The organism is Pseudoflavonifractor sp. SW1122 (genome assembly GCF_012027765.1).
Classification (GTDB): domain Bacteria; phylum Bacillota; class Clostridia; order Oscillospirales; family Oscillospiraceae; genus Enterenecus; species Enterenecus faecium.
In genome coordinates this window covers 1-1578 of sequence record NZ_SJOS01000096.1, presented here as the reverse complement: position 1 = coordinate 1578, position 1578 = coordinate 1, and the positions used below count along the sequence as shown (strand labels likewise).

1 protein-coding gene is annotated in these 1578 nt (G+C 62.7%); it reads left to right on the top strand.

What is annotated here, in order from left to right; translation table 11 throughout:
• Window positions 1-687: RNA-binding cell elongation regulator Jag/EloR (gene jag, locus E0L15_RS12600; RefSeq protein ID WP_168125813.1), on the top strand; the 687-nt coding region annotated here is incomplete at its 5' end.
• Window positions 688-1578 lie beyond the last annotated feature (891 nt).

The following is a 1578-nucleotide window of genomic DNA, read 5'->3' as shown; positions in this document are numbered from 1 at the left end:
CTGGGGGTTTCCGACCGCGGGAAGCCCGGCTTTTTGGGCATCGGTTCGGTGCCCCCCAAGGTAAACCCCACCTCCGAGGCCCCCGGTGAGGCCCCGGTGGTGGGAGAGGAGCCCGCCCCTGCCCCCGCCGCCCCTGTGGTGGAGGAGAAGGTGGTGCCCGTGGTGGCACCCCAGCCTGTAGAGGAGCAGCCCGCCCAGACTTCCACACCTGTGGTGGAAGTTGTGGACGATGAGGTGGCTCAGGGCATCATCCGCTTCCAGTCCGGCCTGTTCGCCCAGATGGGTGTGGAGGCCACGTCCCGGGTGACCCGGGACGGGGACACCTACCAGGTGGTGCTGGAGGGCGAGAATATGGGCGCCCTCATTGGCCACCGGGGCGAGACCCTGGACGCCATCCAGCAGCTCACCGGCTACGTGGTCAACCGGGGCCGCAGCCACCGGGTGCGCATCCATGTGGATGCCGAGGGGTATCGTGCCCGCCGGGAGGAGGCCCTCCAGCGGCTGGCCCACAAGACCGCAGCCAAGGTGGTCAAGTACCGCCGCAACATCACCCTGGAGGCCATGAACGCCTACGAGCGTCATGTCATCCACGCCGCCCTCCAGGATGTGGCTGGTGTGAGCACCTATTCCACCGGCACCGAGCCCAACCGCCGTACGGTTGTGGCTTACACCCCACAGAAACATTAACAATGCGATGGCCTGCTGTGGAAGTCCACGGCAGGCCATTGTTGTATTTCTGTTTTCTCCCCCGGGAGAGAAGAGAGTTTTCTCTTCTCCGATTTCTCAGGCGCAGACCAGCGCCCCCGGTGGGGACGCTCCGCTGGGGTGACTTTCTGATTGGGCAGAAAGTCACCAAAGACCCACCAAAGGCGGGGCCTTCCCCCGCCTTGTGGAATCCACCCCGCGGTACTGGCTATCCCTGCGTGCTCCTCTTTTCGCCCCTGGACTGGTTCCTGTCACATAGATGGCGTAGGCATTCTATGGGGCGTGCCTGCTCCTCTGTCGATGGTACTTCTACTGCCAGGGCCTTACCCTGGTGTGCAACTGTTCCCAGTTGCCGGGGGCCAGGCTCCCGGCGGCGGGAACGCCGCTTGGCCAAGGTAGGCCCGGAGGTGGAAAGCACCCAGCCATAGGGCCAGCTGCCCAGGGTAACCTGGTGTGGTGGCAGTACCAGGAGCCACAGCAAGAGTCACGGGCCGAACCTAGGCATGACGCAGTTCCAGCCTCGTACCCCAGGGGGGTACTTAGGGGGGAACGCCCTAAGTGGCTTTTCGTCCATTTTGGCCAGTCAAAATGGACCCCCAGCGGGGAGCGCGTTCCCTAGGCTTCCAAGCCTGAACCATCGAAAATAGATAAACCATCTCCAGGACTGGAGACAAAATCTGTTTTTCATAAAGCATGAAAAAGGATGTGATCCCTATGACCCCCCTCTACGACCGCCTGGTGGAGCTGTCCCACCTCCCCCTCACCCGCCTGGATATGCCCGGCCACCACGGCCACCGCCTCTTATACACATCTGACGCCTCCGACGATACTCCTTGTGGCGGTGTATCAGGCGGTGATGATCACTACAAAATC